16 protein-coding genes are annotated in these 17405 nt (G+C 70.4%); 3 read left to right on the forward strand and 13 right to left on the reverse strand.

What is annotated here, in order from left to right:
• The first annotated feature begins 178 nt into the window (after window positions 1-178).
• Window positions 179-715, forward strand: a complete 537-nt coding sequence (locus WG924_RS08915; protein WP_345932656.1) for a SixA phosphatase family protein — start codon at window positions 179-181, stop codon at window positions 713-715.
• Here WG924_RS08915 and WG924_RS08920 read toward each other — a convergent pair.
• From WG924_RS08920 to argE, 7 genes are all read right to left on the reverse strand, one after another.
• Window positions 684-1634: a glycerophosphodiester phosphodiesterase gene (locus WG924_RS08920; protein ID WP_345932657.1), complete on the reverse strand. Its 951-nt coding sequence runs from the start codon at window positions 1632-1634 to the stop codon at window positions 684-686. The two genes, WG924_RS08915 and WG924_RS08920, sit on opposite strands and share 32 nt — an antisense overlap.
• 4 nt (window positions 1635-1638) lie before the next feature.
• The gene (locus WG924_RS08925) at window positions 1639-4404 is read right to left on the reverse strand and encodes a bifunctional acetate--CoA ligase family protein/GNAT family N-acetyltransferase (RefSeq protein ID WP_345932658.1); all 2766 of its coding nucleotides are present in this window, start codon (window positions 4402-4404) and stop codon (window positions 1639-1641) included.
• A 249-nt stretch (window positions 4405-4653) separates the two neighbouring features.
• A complete protein-coding gene (locus WG924_RS08930) occupies window positions 4654-5526 on the reverse strand; it encodes a TIGR01459 family HAD-type hydrolase (protein WP_345932659.1) in 873 nt (290 codons plus the stop codon).
• A gap of 64 nt (window positions 5527-5590) precedes the next feature.
• Window positions 5591-6871: an EAL domain-containing protein gene (locus WG924_RS08935; RefSeq protein WP_345932660.1), complete on the reverse strand. Its 1281-nt coding sequence runs from the start codon at window positions 6869-6871 to the stop codon at window positions 5591-5593.
• Window positions 6840-7952, reverse strand: a complete 1113-nt coding sequence (locus tag WG924_RS08940) for a quinone-dependent dihydroorotate dehydrogenase (RefSeq protein WP_372044880.1) — start codon at window positions 7950-7952, stop codon at window positions 6840-6842. Before WG924_RS08940 ends, WG924_RS08935 begins: the two co-directional genes overlap by 32 nt.
• On the reverse strand, window positions 7949-8359 hold the full coding sequence (locus tag WG924_RS08945; RefSeq protein WP_345932662.1) for a DUF952 domain-containing protein: 411 nt from the start codon (window positions 8357-8359) through the stop codon (window positions 7949-7951). Before WG924_RS08945 ends, WG924_RS08940 begins: the two co-directional genes overlap by 4 nt.
• Window positions 8356-9675, reverse strand: a complete 1320-nt coding sequence (gene argE / locus WG924_RS08950; RefSeq protein ID WP_345932663.1) for an acetylornithine deacetylase — start codon at window positions 9673-9675, stop codon at window positions 8356-8358. Before argE ends, WG924_RS08945 begins: the two co-directional genes overlap by 4 nt.
• A gap of 211 nt (window positions 9676-9886) precedes the next feature.
• Between argE and WG924_RS08955 the strand changes: the two genes are divergently transcribed.
• Entirely contained in the window at window positions 9887-10960 is a 1074-nt protein-coding gene (locus WG924_RS08955) for an SGNH/GDSL hydrolase family protein (RefSeq protein WP_345932664.1), read from the forward strand.
• A gap of 22 nt (window positions 10961-10982) precedes the next feature.
• On the opposite strand, the gene WG924_RS08960 is transcribed toward WG924_RS08955, so the two are convergent.
• The 6 genes from WG924_RS08960 to WG924_RS08985 all read right to left on the reverse strand — a co-directional run bounded on the left by WG924_RS08960 (window position 10983) and on the right by WG924_RS08985 (window position 16225).
• On the reverse strand, window positions 10983-11684 hold the full coding sequence (locus tag WG924_RS08960) for a response regulator transcription factor (RefSeq protein WP_345932665.1): 702 nt from the start codon (window positions 11682-11684) through the stop codon (window positions 10983-10985).
• A gap of 138 nt (window positions 11685-11822) precedes the next feature.
• The gene (locus WG924_RS08965; RefSeq protein ID WP_345932666.1) at window positions 11823-12689 is read right to left on the reverse strand and encodes a class I SAM-dependent methyltransferase; all 867 of its coding nucleotides are present in this window, start codon (window positions 12687-12689) and stop codon (window positions 11823-11825) included.
• The gene (locus tag WG924_RS08970; RefSeq protein ID WP_345932667.1) at window positions 12686-13810 is read right to left on the reverse strand and encodes a glycosyltransferase family 4 protein; all 1125 of its coding nucleotides are present in this window, start codon (window positions 13808-13810) and stop codon (window positions 12686-12688) included. The genes WG924_RS08965 and WG924_RS08970 overlap by 4 nt, the downstream gene beginning before the upstream one ends.
• Window positions 13807-14220, reverse strand: coding sequence for a 6-pyruvoyl trahydropterin synthase family protein (locus WG924_RS08975; RefSeq protein WP_345932668.1), 414 nt, complete (start codon window positions 14218-14220; stop codon window positions 13807-13809). The genes WG924_RS08970 and WG924_RS08975 overlap by 4 nt, the downstream gene beginning before the upstream one ends.
• A gap of 29 nt (window positions 14221-14249) precedes the next feature.
• On the reverse strand, window positions 14250-15218 hold the full coding sequence (locus WG924_RS08980) for a zinc-dependent alcohol dehydrogenase (protein ID WP_345932669.1): 969 nt from the start codon (window positions 15216-15218) through the stop codon (window positions 14250-14252).
• On the reverse strand, window positions 15215-16225 hold the full coding sequence (locus WG924_RS08985) for a RibD family protein (RefSeq protein WP_345932670.1): 1011 nt from the start codon (window positions 16223-16225) through the stop codon (window positions 15215-15217). The genes WG924_RS08980 and WG924_RS08985 overlap by 4 nt, the downstream gene beginning before the upstream one ends.
• 315 nt (window positions 16226-16540) lie before the next feature.
• Here WG924_RS08985 and WG924_RS08990 point away from each other — a divergent pair, with 315 nt between their 5' ends.
• Complete coding sequence (locus tag WG924_RS08990) at window positions 16541-17362, forward strand: CDP-alcohol phosphatidyltransferase family protein (protein ID WP_345932671.1); 822 nt, start codon at window positions 16541-16543, stop codon at window positions 17360-17362.
• Window positions 17363-17405 lie beyond the last annotated feature (43 nt).

The following is a 17405-nucleotide window of genomic DNA, read 5'->3' on the forward strand; positions in this document are numbered from 1 at the left end:
CAGTGCATTTCGGGTCGTCGCTGCCGACAATCGCCCTCACGGGACACGTCGACACAAAAATCCTACTCAGGATAGCTGATGATTGTTGCGAGCGCATGAAGGTGGTGCCATGTGATTCATGACGGCAATGTTGTTCTTCACGTCTCCGCGCCACGCCCTCTGTCGACGGATGCCCCGCATGAAGCGACTTGTTCTGCTCCGCCACGCCAAATCGGCGTGGGATAATCCGGCCCTGGCCGATCACGACCGGCCGCTGAACCCGCGTGGCCGTGCCGCCGCCCTGGCCATGGCACGCGCGGTCTCCGAGCTGGCGCCCGATCTGGTGCTGTGCTCGGATGCCGCCCGCACCCGCGAAACCGCAAGCCTGCTGGTCGAGGCCGGCGCCATCGACGAGGCCCGCATCATCTATGACGCCGGCCTGTATCTGGCTGAGCCGGAGATGATCCTGGCGCGGCTGAACGCGCTTGCCGGCGACGCCGCGACGGTGATGATCGTCGGTCATAATCCCGGCCTTCAGGCACTGGCCACCCATCTGATCCGCAGCGGCGACCCCGCCGGCCGCGCCACCCTGGCCGAGAAATTTCCCACCGCCGGTCTGGCGGTGATCGATTTCGACAGCGCCGCCTGGCCCGGCACCGCCGATCCGGTCAGCGTGGCCGAGGCCGGCCGCCTCAGCCGCTTCGTCACCCCACGCGCACTGGCGATGGCGGGATAGGGCCGCCACCCGCTGCCGTCGATGGTGCCCCCTTGCGGCGCCGGGCATTGCGCCAGCGGCGCAGGGCCACCGGCAGCAGCGGGGTCGGCAGGGGTGCGCCGAACAGGCGGTCCGGCGCATCCACGATCGCCGCATCGGCCCCGGCGGTGAAGCGCCGGTTCAGCCGGCGGTGGCTGCCGCTGCCATAAAGCAGGATCATCGGCGCCGTGCCGGTGGCGGCGACCGCCGCCGCCCGCATGGCGCGGATCCGCGCCGGTCCGAAGCGACAGGCGTTCAGCACCAGCACATCGCCATCCGCGATGCAGGCAGCCATGCCGGCACGGCCGATATCGCCCGGCCGGCGCAGCACCGGCCCGCGCGGCACCTGTGGCAGCAGCCGCGCGGCGGCGGCCAGAACCTCGGGTGCGGCGCTGGTCAGGATGATCCGTCGCTGCGGCATGCCGGCGCCGGCCAGCGCCCCGGCCACCGCGCCGACCAGCCGTGCTGCGGCGGTGGCGGTGGCGGTCGTCGTGCCATGCGCGTCGAGCTTCAGATCCAGATCGATGCCCAGGCCGATGCGTGCCGCCAGACCCAAGGCCCGCGCCAGGGTTGGCGGCGGCTCTCGCGATGCCAGGGCATCGGCGGTGCCGAACCAGGCGCCGGCATCCAGCACCGCCACCTGTGCTGCGGTCAGCGCGGATACCCGGCCCGCGGCATCGGTGGTGGCACGGATATCGGCATCATGCATCAGCACCGGCGTGCCGCAAGCGGTCAGCCGGATATCGATTTCCGCCCAGTCCGTGCCCAGCATCGCGGCGCCGGCCAATGCCTGCAGGGTATTTTCCGGCGCATGGGCGGCACCGCCGCGATGGGCGATCAGCCGGCCGCGCGGCAGATCCACCGGCAACTTCCGGCGCGGGCCGGTGGCGGGCGACGCCATCACGTCAGCCGGGTTTCGCGGCAGCCGGCGCCGGCCGGGGTGGGGGAGCAGGCGGCACCAGATCCAGCACCACTTCCACCACATCGTCTTCCAGACTTTCGCGCACGGTGAAGCCCAGGGTCACCATCAGCTTGCGCATCGGCCGGTTGTCGCGCAGCACCTGACCGACGATCCGGTGAATGCCACGGCTGCGGCAATAGGCGATCACCTTGTTCATCAGCCGGATGCCCAGCCCCCGGCCTTTCAGATCGGACCGCACCACCACCGCGAATTCGGCGTCGACACCATCGGGATCGAACACCACCCGCACCACGCCCAGGGTCTCGGCCCCGGTCTCGTCGGGCAGCCGGCCGGGGCGGGTTTCGGGAATGTCGCCGCCATCGAAGCGGGCGCGGGCGATGAACGCCATCTCGCGGTCGTAATCGATCTGGGTGAAGCGGGCCATCTCGGTGTGGCTGAATTCGCGCACCACGCCGAAGAACCGATAGCGGATGTCCTCAGGCGTCAGATGGCGGACGAAATCCTGATGGCCGGGCTCATCCTCGGGGCGGATCGGCCGCAGCACCGCGCGCCTGCCATCGGCCAGCGTCACCGTCTCCACCAGATCCAGCGGATAGGGGCGGATCGCCAGCGGCCCGCGGGTGCGGTTGTCCTCGAACACCTCGACATGGGCATCGATCACCAGCACGCCGTTTTCATCGGCGACCAGCGGGTTGATGTCCAGGCTGCGCATATCCGGCAGATCGACCACCATCTGCGAGATCCGGATCAGCAGCCCCGACAACTCATCCAGATCCGCCGCCGGCCGGTCGCGATAGCCCTGCAACAGCTTGTGCACCCTGGTACGGCCCATCATCTCGCGCGCCAGAACCGTGTTCAGCGGCGGCAGGGCCAGCGCGCGATCCTCGATCAACTCCACCGCCGTGCCACCCTGGCCGAAGGCGATCACCGGGCCGAAGACCGGGTCGTGGACCACCGCCACCAGCAGTTCATGAGCGCGCGGGCGGCGGATCATCCGCTGCACCAGAAAACCGTCCAGCACCGCATCGGGTGCCCGGCGCGCCATGCGTTCGGTCAATGTGGCGATGCTGCGGCGAACCTCGTCGGCATTCTCAAGATCCAGTGCCACCCCGGCGACCGCGCTTTTGTGCTCAATGGATGGCGAGGCGATCTTGACCACCGCCGGAAAACCCAGGGCGCCGGCGGCGGTCACCGCCTCCTCGGCATCGCGGGCGAAGCGGGTCTCGATGGTGGTGATGCCATAGGCGCCAAGGATGCGCCCGGCCTCGATCTCGGTCAGTCGGGTGCGCCCCTCGGTCCTGGCGCCGGCGATCACCGCCTTCGCCGCCGGAATATCGGGGGTGAAGGTTTCCGGCACCGATGGCGGGGTCTGCATCAGCATGTCCTGAATGCGGCGATAGCCCACCCGGTGCATGAAGCCGCGCACGGCATTGTTGGGCGTGTCATAGGTGGCGATGCCGGCATCGTTCAGAATCCGCCGCGCGGGGGCGGCACCGGGTCCGCCCAGCCAGCTTGTCAGCAGCGGCCGGCGGGTGCGTTCGGCGGCCTTGGCCACGATCCGGGCCACCTCGGCGCCATCGGTCACCGCCGTCGGCGCGTGCAGCACCAGCACCGCGTCGCAGCCCTTGTCCTCCAGCAGGATATCCAGCGCCTCGGCATAGCGTTCGGTGCCGCTGTCGCCGCCGATATCGACCGGGTTGCCACCCGACCACACGCCCGGCAGCACGCCATCCAGCCGGGCCACGGTCTCGGGCGCCAGATCCGCCAGCCGGCCGCCGCCCGCGATCAGGCTGTCGACCGCCATCACCCCCGGGCCTCCGCCATTCGACAGGATCGCCAGCCGGTCGCCGCGCGGCGGCTGCAAGCGCGCCAGGGTTTCCACCGCATCGAACAATTCGTCGATCTCGCCCACCCGCAGAATGCCGGCGCGGCGCAGGGCGGCATCGTAGACGGCATCCTCGCCCATCAGCGCGCCGGAATGGGTGGCGGCGGCACGGGCGGCATCGGGGCCGCGGCCGGATTTGATCGCCAGCACCGGCTTGTTGCGCGCCGCCGCCCGCACAGCCGACAGAAACCGCCGCGCGCCGCCCACCGCCTCGATATACAGCAGGATCGCGCGGGTCGATGGATCGCCGGCCAGATAGTCGATGACGTCGGCGAAATCGATGTCGCGGCAGTCGCCCAGGCTGACCATGGCCGAAAAGCCGACGCCCTGCGCCACCGCATGGTCCATCACCGCGGTGCCGATGGCGCCCGACTGGGTCAGGAAGGCGATGCGGCCCTTGGGCACACGCGCGGGCGCGAAACTGGCGTTCAGCCCCACCCGCGGCACCACCAGCCCCAGCGTGTTGGGGCCAAGCAGGCGCAGGCCCGAGGGCCTGGCGGCATCCACCGCCGCCTGAGCCAGAGACGCGCCACCGCTGGTATAGGTGCGCCCAAGTCCGGCGCCGATCAGCACAGCCACCCGCGCGCCCCGCTTGCCCAATTGGGCGACCATCTCGGGCACCTGTTCGGGCGGTGTGCAGATCAGCGCCAGATCGGGCGTCACCGGCAGATCGGCGATGGCGCGATAGGCAAGCACCCCTTCCACCGAATTGTAGCGCGGGTTGACCGGCATGATCGGTCCGGCGAAGCCGCCATCCAGCAGGTTGCGCATCACCATGCGCCCGACGCTGCCGGGGCGGGTGCTGGCGCCGATCACGGCCACCGCCTTGGGATTGAACAGGGCGTCGAGATGTCGGATGGTCATCGGTCTGGCCGCTCCGGTTCGGTCGCCACGGATGTGATGCCGATCACCTTATATCAGGATGGCTTCAATCGCGAGACGGCGTGACGCCGATGGGCGCGAGACGGCGTGACGCCGATGGGCGCGAGACGCCGTGACGCCGATGGGCGCGAGACGCCGTGACGCCGATGGGCGCGAGACGCCGTGACGCCGATGGGCGCGAGACGCCGTGACGCCGAGGCGCGCGCGACGGTGTCACGCCCCGCCCCACGGTCAGCGCCCCCAGATGAAGGCCGGCAGCATCGCCGTGGGCGCGAAACCTTCCTCGGCGCAGACCCGCGCCGCGATGTCGGGGTCGGGCATGGCGCCATGCGACAGGCCCAGCTTCTCGGCCAGGATGCCGCCGGCGATGAAATAACCGGGGATGCCGTAATCGGTGGCGCCCTGGATATCGGTGTGCGGGCCGTCGCCGACCGCCGCCACCCGGTCGCGCGGCAGATCCAGAATGCCCAGGCAGCGGTCATAGACCGAGGCGAAGGGCTTGCCGAAGGCGATCACCCGTCCGCCCAGGTTCTCGTAAGCCTGCGCCATCAGCCCGGCGCAGGGAAAGCGCGAGCCATCCAGCCGCACGATCACCATATCCGGATTGGCGCAGATCATCGGCAAGCCGCGCGCCGCCGCCGCCTGAAGCGCCGGCATCAGCGGCTCCAGGCGCGGGTCCTCGTCGTCGAAGCCGGTGTTGAGCACCAGATCGGCGCCCTCGGCATCGGCCGCTTCCGTGAAATCGAGCCCGTCGAGCAGCCCCGCGTCGCGCGGCGGCCCCAGATGCAGCACCCGCCGGCCGATCTCGCCCGCGGCCAGCAGCCCGGCCGCGGCATCGCGCGCGGTTTCCCCCGACGACACCACGCCGTCATACAGCCCGCGATCGACGCCGAACCGGTCGAGCTGTTCGATCACCCGCGCGGCGCGGCGTGGGGCATTGGTCAGGAACACGATCCGCCGGCCACCGTCGCGCAGCCGGGTCAGGCAGTCGACCGCACCGGGATAGAGTTCGCGGCCGTCATGGATCACCCCCCACAGATCAAGGATGAAACCGTCATGGGCGGGGGCAATGGCGGCGACGCCGTCATACACGGTCATGGACATCAGGGCTGCAGATCCGTTCTGTCAGAAAAGATGGGGGCGGAAGACGGACAAGCGTCGGAGCTGCCTATCCAAGCCGCCTCGGCTCGCCGAACAGATAGCCGGCACCGTATTCGATGCCAAGGTCCAACAGGTCGATCAGCCGCTGGTCGTTGTCGATCTGGTCGACGACGGTTCGGATGCCACGGGCGCGCAATTCGCGCAGCAGGTCGCGGAACGAGGCCTGATCCTCGGGCGTGCGCGCCGCCGCCAGCACCGCATGCGCCGGCATCTTCACATAAGACAGCAACCGGCGGCGTGACAGATTTTCGGTGTTCAACCGCTTCGGGTCGAGCCCCGTGGCCATGAACCGGCAGCCCAGCCGGGTCAGCCGCTGCAACGCCGCCGCATCGCCCTCGTTCAGGGCCAGGATCGCCGTCGCCGGGGCGGCGATGATCACCGAGGCCGGCACGCCGGCATCCTCGGCCAGATAATCGGCCAGATCCTCGCGCACCAGCGGGTCGGCCAGGGCATGGGCGGTCACATGGGCCACCACCGGCAGGTTCGGCTCCCCCGCCCGTGGCCGGCGCCCCACCTTCAACGCCCGCAGCAGCAGGTGATTATCCAGCCGCTGGGCCAGACCCGGCACCCGGGCGCGATCTTCCACCACATCCAGGCCGATCCGCCGGCCATCGGGGCCGTGCACCTCGGCGCGGGCCTCGACCAGCGCCGCGCGGCGGCTGGGCAGGCGCACGATCTGGGTGACCATCACATCGATCGCCCCCGATCCGATCGCCGCATCCAGAATCGCTTCCGGGTCCATCGGCGGTGGCGGCGGCATCGGCGGCAGGCCGGCCCGCACCTCGAACACATCCGAGGGTGCCGGCGGCGGCGGGGTGCCCGCCTTGTCGCGCCGGCCGCGCGCCAGATCGGGCAGCATCCGTTGCAGGCTGCGCAGCTCATCGACCAGTTCGTCCGATCGCGCGGCCTGTTCCAGCCGGTCCACCCGATCGGTCAGCGCCTGCAGATCGACCGACATCCGCACCCGTTCGCGCCGCTCCACCGCCAGTCGCGACAACAGCGCCACCACCAGATGGCCAAGGGTCAGCGCGCCGGCGGCGCCAGTCCAGACCAGCAGCCGGAACAGCACGCCCTCGGCCGGAAGCAGGGCCGCCGGCAGCAGGCCGAACACGGCATAGCCCGCGATCAGCAGCCGGTCGCGCCGGCCCAGGGCGAACGGATCTTCGGGCGGCGGCACCCGTCTGCCGGTGACGTCGACGGCATCGACATCGCCAAGGATGTCGTCCTCGACGCCCTCGGGCATGGCGATGCGTGGTTCACGCCGCCGTGCCGACGATCTCCCCAACATCCCGCACCCCTTCGGCGATCATCCGGCCATTGAGCCCGTCCACGATCCGCGCCACCAACCCCGGCCCCTCATAGACCAGCGCCGAATACAGTTGCAGCAAACCGGCGCCGGCGGCCATCCGGTCCCAGGCATCCCTGGCGCTTTCGATGCCGCCGACACCCACGATCGGCATGGCGCCGCCGGTGGCGCGATACACCTCGCGGGTCAGCGCCAGTGCCCGCGCCTTCAGCGGCCGGCCCGACAAGCCGCCGGCCTCGGCCCGGTTGCGGCCTTGCAGGCTGTCGGGCCGGGCCAGGGTGGTGTTGGCCACCACCATGCCGTCGATCGCCGCATCCCGGGCGGCATCGACCACATCGGCCAGCCCCGCGTCATCCAGGTCGGGCGCGATCTTGACCAGGATCGGCGGGCGGGCCTCGCCGGCGATGCCGCCATCGCGGGCGGCCATCAGCCCTGAAAGCAGCCCGGTCAGCAGGGCGCGGCCTTGAAGATCGCGCAGGCCCGGCGTGTTGGGCGACGACACGTTCACCACCACCACATCGACCAGCGACCCAAGCCTGGCCAGACCGGCGGTGTAATCGGCGAGCGCGTCCTCGCTGGTCTTGTTCTTGCCCAGATTGGCGAAGACCGGGCGCCGGCGCCCCACGGGGGCGCCCGCCAGCCGGCGGCGGCGGGCGGCCAGACGCGCCGCCACCATGTCCAGCCCGTCATTGTTGAAGCCCATGCGGTTGATCACCGCCCGGTCAGGGGCCAGCCGGAACAGCCGCGGCCGGTCGTTGCCCGGCTGCGGCCGGGGCGTCACGCCGCCGATTTCGACAAAGGCGAAGCCGTAATCGAACAGCGGGTCGATGGCGACGGCGTTCTTGTCGTATCCGGCGGCAAGCCCCAGTGGATGGGCGAAATCCAGCCCCCACAGCCGCCGCGCCAGCCCCGGCGGCGGCGGCACCCGCCGCGGCGGCATCACCAGCATCGCCATGCGTGTGCGCAGCGCCCACAGCGACAGCGCATGGGCGCGCTCGGCCTCCAGTCGGAAAACCAATGGCCGCAGGGTCGGCCACCTGTCCCGGCTCCGCCCTCCGGTCATGGGCCGACGCCGGTATGGGCCGGAAACAGGTGGTGGCCCGCCGCGTCCAGCGGCAGCGGATCGGCACGCACCACCGCCACCGACGGCAGCGGACCATAGATATGCGGAAACAACTGCCCCCCGCGGGATCGCTCCCAGCGCAGCAGCGGCCCCAGCCGGCGGATGTCGATGGTGATCAGCAGCAGATCGTCGCGCCCGGCCAGATGCAGCCGCGCGGTCTCGACCAGTTGGGCCGCCGTCGAACAATGAATGAAGCCGTCGGTCTCGCACAGCTTGCCGCCGCGATAGGCGCCGGGTGTGGCGGCGGCCCAGCGCGCCGCCTCGGCGAAATGAAAGATCCAGCCGCTGTCGTCGCCGGCGGCGGCGGGCCGCGCCTCGGCTGTGTGATCGGTCTTGTGGTCGGTCATCGCTGTCTCCCGGTCACGGCGGCGGGCGCACTGATACGGCTCAGATCCAGGCGGCGGTCGAGCCCGTCGACCAGCCAGTCATCCAGCCGGTTCAGAAAGGCGAGGCACTGGTCCAGTTGCTCGCGGGCCACGAATTCATCCGCCCGGTGTGCCTGATCGATGCTGCCGGGACCGCACACCACCGTCGGCACGCCGGCCTGCTGGAAGATACCGGCCTCGGTGGCGAAGGCAACCACATGGGTGCTGTTGGCGCCGGTCAGCGCCAGGGCCAGACGCTCGGCCTCGCTGTCGGGAATGGGGGTCAGCGGATCGACATTGACCGACACCGTGGTGACGACGCCGGCATCGGCCGCGACCGCGCGCATCCGCGGCAGAACCTCGGCCTGAACCCGAAGATCCAGCCGGTCGACGATATCGTCGATGCTGTCGCCGGGCATCAGCCGCGCCGACCAGCCCAGTATCGCCTCACGCGGGATGATGTTGGGCGCCGTGCCGCCATTGATCGTCACCGCCGTGACGGTGGTATGGGGTGGCTCGAAACCGCTGTCGGCGCCGGCGACGGCCGCGTATTCGGCCTCCAGCTCATCCAGGAAACCGGTGATCCGGGCGGCGGCGATGATGGCGTTGGCGCCCATATGGGGCTGCGAGCTGTGGGCCTCGGCGCCGGTCACCCGGGTGGTGCACAGGCAGACACCCTTATGCGCCGTCACCACCCGCATCGAGGTCGGCTCGCCCACCACCGCCAGCCTGGGCCGCCAGGGCTTGGCGGCGATGTGGCGGGCGAGTTCGGGCGCGCCCATGCAGGCGACTTCCTCGTCATAGGTGAAGGCCATGTGCACCGGATCGGCCAGCGGCAGCGCCGCCCAGTCGGGCAGCTTGGCCAGCACGCAGGCCAGATAGCCCTTCATGTCGCAGGTGCCGCGACCATGGATCAGCCCGCCGCGCTCAACGATCCGGAAGGGGTCGGAGGTCCAGGGCTGGCCGTCGACCGGCACGACATCGGTATGGCCGGCCAGCATCACGCCGCCACGCCCCTCGGGGCCGATGGTGGCATAGAGATTGGCCTTCACGCCGTCGGCCGAGGGCAGACGTTCCACCCTGGCGCCGAAGCGGCGAAGCCAGGCCTCGACGAAATCGATCAGCGGCAGATTGCTCAACCGGCTGGTGGTGTCGAAGGCGATCAGCCGCGCCATCAGCGCGTCACGACGATGGGCGGCATCAGGCATTGCCGCGATCAGGTCGACGGCCTCGCGATCGGGGGTCGCGATATCGGCGGCGGGACCGATCCGGCCGGCGAGGTCAATGGTGGCATCCATGGAACGGCGGCAGCCTTGGGTGGACGGGTGGGAGGGGACGGGCGGGGACGGGGCCCGGTGGCGGTGCGTGTCTCCCAAACGGTAAACAGGTCCGAGGCGCCGCGCAACGCGGCGCTGCGATCGATGAACCGTCCCGTCGGTTTGCCGTGGCCGCCGATGGCGCGTAGTGTGCGGCGATCATACCCGATCCGCATCATGGATGACCGGCCCCGTGATAAAGAGATATCTGCTGATCCTGTTCAACACCTTCATCGTCATCTGCCTGATCGATGGGGTTCTCGACATCGGTGCCGGTATCGCGCAACGGGTGAGGCCGGCCATCGCCGCCGTCGTCGCCCCGGGCAAGGCTGACGATGCCGAGGTGATCAGACAGAGGATCGTCAGCGACCGGATGGCGATCATGCGTGGGATGCCCGTGAGCTATGTGCCGGGCGTGGGGGAGGTGCTGGAGCCGGCGACCGCGCCCGGCGTGACCATTGGCCCCGGCGGCGAACGGCTGCATGGCGGCCAGGCCGCGACCGACGACGACAGGCGCCAGATCCTGCTCCTGGGCGCATCTCAGGCATTCGGGTTCCTGAACGCCGACGAGAACACCCTCGCGGCGAGACTGGAACACCAGATGCCGGGGGTGACGGTGCGCAACTTTGCAGGCCCCGGCCAGCGCCTCGCCGCATCGGTGATGGTCCTGAGACAACGGATCGCCGCCGGGGATCGTATCGATCGGGCGGTCCTGATCGGCGGCGCCATCGATGCCCTTGCCCTTTGCTCGCCCAGAAGCACACAGGCAGCACCCCTCCTGCGCCCGTTTCTGCTGGATGTCGCCCGACGCCTGCGGGACGTCTTTTCCGCACGCCCGGCGTCGGCGCCATATGCCTGCGCGACACCGGACGCGCAGCGCGATATGGCCGACCGTGTCATCTATGACATTGAAAACGTGCTGGCCTTCGCCGATCGTCACCATATCCGGCTGACGATCATCATGCCGCCCACGCCGCATGACGCGGATGGCGACGACAGCGGGGTCGTCGATCAGGATGAATGGCAACGTCTCAGCCAACGCGTCGGGCCAGCCATCCGCACCCTGCGCGATCGCATCGCCACCCTGAACCTGCCGGGGGTGGTCGATCTGGGCGATGCCTTCGACGACCACGCCAATGGCTTCCTCGACCCGACCGGTCACTTCACCGACGAGGGCAACGAGATCCTGGCCCGCGCCATCGCCGCCATCCCGGACATCGCGACCATGCGGACAGGGCCGGCGATCGCCGCGCCCCGGCCCGACTGACGAGGTTCAGTTCCGATCCGGATCAGATCATCAGCCGATAGCCGCCGGGCTCGGTCACCAGCAGCCGGGCGTTGCCGGGGTCAGGCTCGATCTTCTGGCGCAGGCGGTAGATATGGGTTTCCAGCGTATGGGTGGCGACGCCGGCATTATAGCCCCAAACCTCATCCAGCAGCCGTTCCCGCGTGACCGGCTTGTCACCGGCCCGATAGAGGAATTTCAGGATCTGGGTTTCCTTGTCGGTCAGACGCAGCTTGCGCCGGCCGTCCTCGGTCACCAGCATCTTGGCGGCAGGCCGGAACTGATAGGGGCCGATCGCGAACACCGCATCGTCCGATTGTTCATGCTGGCGCAGATGCGCCCGCACCCGTGCCAGCAGCACGGCGAAGCGGAACGGCTTGGTGACGTAATCATTGGCGCCGGCATCCAGGCCCAGAATGGTATCGGCCTCGGTATCGGCACCGGTCAGCATCACCACCGGCGCCTTCAGCCCGGCGCGGCGCATCAACCGGCAGACCTCGCGCCCATCCAGATCGGGCAGGCCGATATCCAGGATCACCAGATCATGGGGCGCGGACTTCAAGCCCGCCTTCACCACCTCCAGCGCCTGGGCGCCGCTTGCCGCCTCGTCGATGGTGAATTCTTCATACAGGGCAAGCTGTTCGGCCAGGGTCTGGCGCAGCAGCGGGTCGTCGTCGATCAGCAGGATGCGCTTCTGGGCTGACATGGCGGCGGGCGGTCTCCGGCAAGGGCGGCGGGCTGCGCCATCATGGGTCAGTCTGGCACATCAGGGGGGGCCGCACATCAAGCGGCTGGCCATACGGCAAGCCGGCCGTACGGTAGGCGGGCGGGCCCTCTTCTGGTTTTACTCATGGCCCCGGCGCCAGGCAAGCAGGTCTAGATGTCCGACCATCAGCCGGCCGGGGCCGGCGGCCTCCCTGGCGGCCCGGAAGGCCGCCGGCTGTCCGGCCGGCACCAGCCCATCGGCCGCCAGATCATCCAGCGCGCCGGCCACGCCGTCGACCATCGCCGCATGCATCGCGGTATCCTCAGGCCCGATCACCCAGTCGGATGCCACCAGCCGCACCGTCATCCCCCGGTCGGTCAGCAGCCGCGCCAGTGCCGGTGCCGCGTCGGCCCCCAGCGCCACGCCGCCCAGGCCCTTGTCGCGGCGTTGATGATGGATGAAGCCGGCCACCGCCGCATCGTCGCCATCGGCCGGCGGCGACCAGTCCATGCGGCCATCGAAGGTCAGCGCCCCCAGCAGCGGCACGCCGCATGCGGCCACCGCATCCGCCAGCCCGACAAGCCAGTCCATGCCCGCCAGGTCGATCAGGGCGGTGAAATGCACCAGATCGGCACCGGCGATCAGCCCGGACAGATCTTCCAGAGCCAGATCGGCCGGCTGATAGGTGACGCGCAGACCGCCCGCCACCACCGCCGGCAGCGTCGCCAGCCGGGTCTGGCCCGCGGCGATCAGCGCCGGGTCGCGTTCCACCAGCCGCCATGACTGATGAATGCCGGGGCTGAGCCAACGGGTCAGGCGGGGCGCCAGATGCATCAGTCCGCCGCCGGTGCCGGCACCAAGGTCGACGATGGTCAACTGATTGCCCGGCCGGCGGCGCAGCATCGCGGCCAGCCGCCGTTCCAGCGCCGGCACCCGCGCGGCATGGTCGAAACCCGCCCGCAGGTCCAGCCAGCCCGCATCGAAGCCGCCGGTCTCGTCGCTCATGACCTGTCCTCTTCCGAGAGGCCCGCTTCCGACAGGCCCGCTTCCGAGAGGCCCGCCAGCGCGGCCAGCCGCCGTGCCTGATCGGGCCAGCGTGGCAGGGCGGCACCCGCCACGGCGGCACCCGCCGCCAGTTGCCGGCGCAGATCGGCATCGGCGATCAGCCGCCCCAAGGCATGGGCCAGCGCCGGAACATCGCCCGGCGGCACCAGAATGCCGGCACTGGCCGGCACCAGATCGGGCACCGCGCCCGCGGCGCATCCCACCACCGGCAGGCCGGCGGCCATCGCCTCGGCGAAGGCCATGCCATAGCCTTCAAACCGCGACGGCAGCACGAAGACATCCGCCGCCGCATAGCAGCGGGCCAGCGCCGCACCCGACAGCACGCCATGACAGCGGATACGATCGCCCAGCCCGGCGGCGTCGATCGCCGCCCGCACCCGGCCCGCATGCTCAGCGTCCAGCGTATCGGGCCCGACCAGATCCAGCCGCCATGCGCGGCCGCCCGGCGCCCCGCCCAGATCAGACAGGGCCGCGACCAGATCCTGATGCGCCTTGCGGGGCGTCAGGCTGGCCACGCATAACAGGCGGATCCCGCCATCATCCGCCCCGCCATCATCCCCCGGCACGGCCGGCATCGCCGCCTCAACGGACAGGCCCGGCTCGATCACCGCCACCGGATGCCGGGTCCAGCCGCCATCGGTCAGCAATGCCGCCGTGGCCGGGCTGGTCGCGACCACGGCATCGACCAGCGCCAGTGCCGCGCGTTCCTGCCGTTCCAGCTCCGCCGCCCGTTCCGCCGTCAGCCCGGTCTCCAGCGCCATCGGGTGATGCACCAGCGCCAGCAGGCGCGGACACCGCGCATGGCGCCGCAGATCCGCCAGCAGCGGCGCCAGCCCGGGCAGCGCCAGACCGTCGATCAGCATCGCGCCCACCGCCGGCGCATTGTCCGCATGCAGCCGCGCGCGGATCGTTTCGGCGCGGGCCTCCTCGCCGGCGGGCAGGGCCAGCGTCTCCACCTCATGGCCCAGCGCCGCCAGCGCCGCCATGATCCGGCGGTCATAGACATAGCCGCCGGTCGCCAGATCCACCGGCCCCGGCACCACCAGCAGAATATCGGTCATGCCGCCGCCCGGCCCACCGGCGCCTCATAGGCGGCCCAGGCGACATGGCTTTCCTTCAGCACGATCCGGATTGCGTCGATGCCGGCGGCACTGGCGCCCAGCCGTCCGTCGTCGATCGCCGCCGCCATCCGGCCGTGCAGATACTGCGCCAGGAACTCGGTGGTGGTGTTGATGCCGGCGAAGTCCGGCAGATCGTCCAGATTGCGATAGGCCAGAGGCTCGATCGCAGCCTTCAGGGCCGTGTGGGCCAGCCCGATATCGACCACCAGCCCGTCATCATCCAGGCGGCTGCGTTTGAATTCCACATCCACCACATAGGTCGCGCCGTGCAGGCGCTGGGCGGGGCCGAAAATCTCGCCGCGAAAGCTGTGGGCGATCATCACATGGTCGCGGACGCCGAGCGTGAACATGGGCGGGGTCGATCCTTTTCCAGTTTGGGTCAATAGAGCAGGCGCAGCACGGTGCCGGTCAGCGCCGGATCGGGGCCAGTGCCCGAGAGATGGCCGGGCAGACGCGCCGGCGCCTGATCAAAGGCCACCGCATCGACCACCAGCGCATCCAGCACCGGATCGTCCAGCAGACCGAGTGCCATGTCCAGCCGGTCGGCATGGGTCAGTCTGGCGCGCCGGCCGGCCGCGACATGGCCGACCTGCGACGATATCAGCCGCAGCCGGCGGGCGTGGAAGCCATGGCCCAGATGCAGGCTCACCGGCCGGCTGCCATGCCAGCTCGCCTCGACCACCGTCGCCTCGAACCCGGCCAGGGCCAGCGCCTGATCCAGTCCGGCACCCGATGCGCTGGCATTGATCACGATGTCGCGGTCGGGTGTGGCGGCATCGGGCGCGCGGAAATCCAGATCCAGCGCCCGCGCCTGATCGCCCCGTCCGGCATCGCGGTCGACGATCTGCACCACCGCCCCCGGCAGGCGCCGGGCCAGACGCGCGGCCAGCAGCCCGACCAGCCCGGCGCCGATCACGGTGATCCGGTCGCCCGGCCCGGCACCGGCATCCCACAGCACGTTCAGCGCGGTTTCCATATTGGCGGCCAGCACCGCGCGCGCGGTGGGGACGGTATCGGGCACCGGCCGCAGGGCGGCACGCGGCAGAACGAACCGGTCCTGATGCGGGTGCAGGGCAAAGACCCGCGTGCCGTCGGGGGTCTGCCCGACAGCGGCATAGCCGTACTTGACCGGGAAGGGGAAATCCCCCTCCTGGAAGGGTGCCTTCATGCGCTGGTATTCACTTTCCGGCACGGACCCGGTCGCGATCAGGGTTTCGGTGCCGCGGCTGACCGCGGTCTGCAAGGTGGTCACCAGCACCTCGCCGTCACCCGGCACGGGCAGGGATTGGCTGCGGATCTCGAACCGGCCGGGGCCTGTGGTCCACAAGGCGCGCGCGGTGGCGGTCATGCCCGCGCCTCCGCCAGATCGAAGCAGCATTCCACCAGGATATCCGGCCCCAATATGAAATTGCGGCAGGGCGGGCGCAGCGCCTCGGCCAGATCGTCAATTTCCGGCAGGCACAGCACCGGCCGGCCCGATCCCAGCAGCACCGGGGCGATGGCGACCTGAAGCCGGTCGACCAGCCGCGCCTCGATCAGCCGCGACACCGTGACCCCGCCGCCTTCCACGAACAGCCGGCGGATGCCCAGGCGCCGCAGCGCCGCCAGCGCCGCCACCGGATCCAGCCGGCCGCAGGCGCTGCGCGGCACCGCCAGCCCGGTGACCGCATCGCCGCCGGCAACACAGCCGGCGGGTGCCGGCATGTCATCGGCATAGACAACCAGGGTGCGGGCAGCGCCGTCGCCGAACAGCTTGTGGTCGGTGCCAAGCCTGCCGCCGCTGTCGATGACCACGCGCAAGGGGTTCGGGCCATCGACCAGACGCACGGTCAGGCGCGGATCGTCGGCGGCGACCGTGGCGGCGCCGACCAGCACGGCATCCGACAGGGCGCGCATACGGTGGGCGTGAACAAGATCCTCCTCGCCCGACAGCCATTGCGAACAACCGCTCATGGTGGCGATGCGACCATCCAGACTCTGCGCCAGATGGGCATAGACCCGTGGCCGGTGGTCGGGTGCGGCGCGCAGCACCGGCAGATACAGATCCAGCAGCCGCGCCGCGGCCGGCTCCACCTCGATCCGGGTCGCCCAACCGCCGGCGGGCCAGGCAGGGCCCGATGGATGGGCCGGGTCGTTGATCAGGATCGCATCGGCCTCGGCGGGGTTCGTCACCGGTCGCAATCCGCCGTCACGGCACAGCGCCAGCCCCGCCACCGGCTCGCGGGCGGCGGCAATCGCCAGCAGGCCGGCCCAGATATGGTCGTGTCCCAGCCGCACCAGCCGCGGGGCCGCCGACGGGGCGGCGGTCGCTGTTGCGGTGGCGGCGGACCGGGGGCTGGGCGGCGGCAGGGTCATGGTGGCACTGTCTCCTCATAGGCGGGAGGGCTCCTCATAGGCGGAATGGCTGTGGACTGTCGCCCGGAACCTGATAGGTCATCGGATGGTTGATCACCGCCTGAAACATCCGGCCGACACCGCTTGTTCCAGGAGCGATCGATCCGCCGGCCGCCACATGGCGTAGACCTCGAACCTGCCGGTCTGGATGAGCATCGCCGAGGCCAATCAACCCTCATTCAACCCTTCATTGGTAAATCACGCCAACGATAAACCGTAACGTTCTCGGGGCCGCCCATCTACACCCGGCCCGTCTTCGTCTCCATATGGTGTTGCATGACAGCGAAACGAGAGGCCGCTCCCCTGGCCACCCTGCGGCTCGATGCCGGCCTGCATGCGATCGGTGCCACCGGGGCGGTGGCGGCGGCGGGCGTCTTGCTCGCCATGCAGGAGGACAGCCTGCTGTCGCCGGTGTATCCCGTCAAGGCCGTGGCCTGGCTGGCCTGCGCGCTGGCACTGGCCTGGCCGGCGCTGGCCCAGCATCTGCCGCAGCGGCGCATTGGTCCTGCCAATCGCGTCACCCTGTTCCGCGCCGGCCTGGTGGCGCTGGTCGCGGCCGCGATCGGCGAGCCGTTGATGGCGCATGATCAGGGCGGCGGATCGGCCCTGACCCCCTGGGTGCTGTTCGCCACCGCCGCCATCTGTCTGGCGCTGGACGGGGTGGATGGCTGGATCGCGCGGCGCCGCAAGGTGGCGAGCCCGTTCGGCGCCCGGTTCGACATGGAACTCGATGCCCTGTTCGTGGCCGTGCTGTCGCTGGCGGCGCTGGATGCGGGCCGGGCCGGCGGCTGGGTGCTGGTGGCGGGTGGCCTGCGTTATGCCTGGGTGCTGGCGTCGTGGATCTGGCCGCTGCTGGCCCGGCCGCTGCCGGCCAGCCATCGCCGCCGTGCCGTCTGCGCGCTGGGTGTGGCGGCGCTGGTGGGCGCGCTGAACCCGGTCTCGGCCGTGGCCGGCACCATCTCGGCGGTATTGGCGGTGGCCATGCTCACCGCCTCCTTCGCCATCGATCTGGTTCTGGTGCTGCGCAAGCGGGCCGATGACGGCAGCGCCGGCGGCGACACCGACAACACGGCCCATGCAGGGAGAGGACCGTCATGACCCTTCACGCCCACCGGGCACCGGCCACGGCGGCACAGATCCG

The sequence above is a fragment of the Tistrella arctica genome, from assembly GCF_039630945.1.
Taxonomy (GTDB): domain Bacteria; phylum Pseudomonadota; class Alphaproteobacteria; order Tistrellales; family Tistrellaceae; genus Tistrella; species Tistrella bauzanensis.

Excerpts from the sequence above, each read along its gene's own strand:
- WG924_RS08965 (WP_345932666.1), bottom strand. The coding sequence starts at position 12,689 with ATGAGCGACGAGACCGGCGGCTTCGATGCGGGCTGGCTGGACCTGCGG.
- WG924_RS08930 (WP_345932659.1), bottom strand. The coding sequence starts at position 5,526 with ATGTCCATGACCGTGTATGACGGCGTCGCCGCCATTGCCCCCGCCCAT.
- WG924_RS08960 (WP_345932665.1), bottom strand. The coding sequence starts at position 11,684 with ATGTCAGCCCAGAAGCGCATCCTGCTGATCGACGACGACCCGCTGCTG.
- argE (WP_345932663.1), bottom strand. The coding sequence starts at position 9,675 with ATGGATGCCACCATTGACCTCGCCGGCCGGATCGGTCCCGCCGCCGAT.
- WG924_RS08925 (WP_345932658.1), bottom strand. The coding sequence starts at position 4,404 with ATGACCATCCGACATCTCGACGCCCTGTTCAATCCCAAGGCGGTGGCC.
- WG924_RS08990 (WP_345932671.1), top strand. The coding sequence starts at position 16,541 with ATGACAGCGAAACGAGAGGCCGCTCCCCTGGCCACCCTGCGGCTCGAT.
- WG924_RS08980 (WP_345932669.1), bottom strand. The coding sequence starts at position 15,218 with ATGACCGCCACCGCGCGCGCCTTGTGGACCACAGGCCCCGGCCGGTTC.
- WG924_RS08920 (WP_345932657.1), bottom strand. The coding sequence starts at position 1,634 with ATGGCGTCGCCCGCCACCGGCCCGCGCCGGAAGTTGCCGGTGGATCTG.
- WG924_RS08935 (WP_345932660.1), bottom strand. The coding sequence starts at position 6,871 with ATGTTGGGGAGATCGTCGGCACGGCGGCGTGAACCACGCATCGCCATG.
- WG924_RS08975 (WP_345932668.1), bottom strand. The coding sequence starts at position 14,220 with ATGTTCACGCTCGGCGTCCGCGACCATGTGATGATCGCCCACAGCTTT.
- WG924_RS08940 (WP_372044880.1), bottom strand. The coding sequence starts at position 7,952 with ATGACCGGAGGGCGGAGCCGGGACAGGTGGCCGACCCTGCGGCCATTG.
- WG924_RS08945 (WP_345932662.1), bottom strand. The coding sequence starts at position 8,359 with ATGACCGACCACAAGACCGATCACACAGCCGAGGCGCGGCCCGCCGCC.
- WG924_RS08970 (WP_345932667.1), bottom strand. The coding sequence starts at position 13,810 with ATGACCGATATTCTGCTGGTGGTGCCGGGGCCGGTGGATCTGGCGACC.
- WG924_RS08985 (WP_345932670.1), bottom strand. The coding sequence starts at position 16,225 with ATGACCCTGCCGCCGCCCAGCCCCCGGTCCGCCGCCACCGCAACAGCG.
- WG924_RS08915 (WP_345932656.1), top strand. The coding sequence starts at position 179 with ATGAAGCGACTTGTTCTGCTCCGCCACGCCAAATCGGCGTGGGATAAT.